Below are 279 nucleotides of genomic sequence, written 5' to 3'. Positions count from 1 at the left end.
TCGTTCCTCAGAATGACAAAGTAATGAATTCTCTCTTTTTGTCATGTTGACGCAGGAAACATCACACTTGCTATTCTTGTATTGTGTGATTAGTGTGTGTGATTCTTCGTTCCTCAGAATGACAAAATAATGAATTTTTTTTATTCATTGTTTGATTAGTGAGTGTGATTCTTCGTTCCTCAGAATGACAAAGTAATGAATTCTCTCTTTTTGTCATGTTGACGCAGGAAACATCACACTTGCTATTCTTGTATTGTGTGATTAGTGTGTGTGATTCTT

The 279-nt window shown here is 34.4% G+C and carries 1 protein-coding gene; it reads right to left on the bottom strand.

All coding sequences use genetic code 11. The features are described from left to right. Nucleotides 1-70: 70 nt before the first annotated feature. The coding region (locus WFZ85_RS16345) for a hypothetical protein (RefSeq protein ID WP_342697295.1) at nucleotides 71-279 on the bottom strand (209 nt) is incomplete at its 5' end.

This window comes from Flavobacterium aureirubrum, assembly GCF_038739835.1.
Taxonomy (GTDB): Bacteria; Bacteroidota; Bacteroidia; order Flavobacteriales; family Flavobacteriaceae; genus Flavobacterium; species Flavobacterium aureirubrum.
The sequence above is the reverse complement of the archived record's forward strand: the minus strand, read 5'-3'. Positions and strand labels throughout refer to the sequence as shown.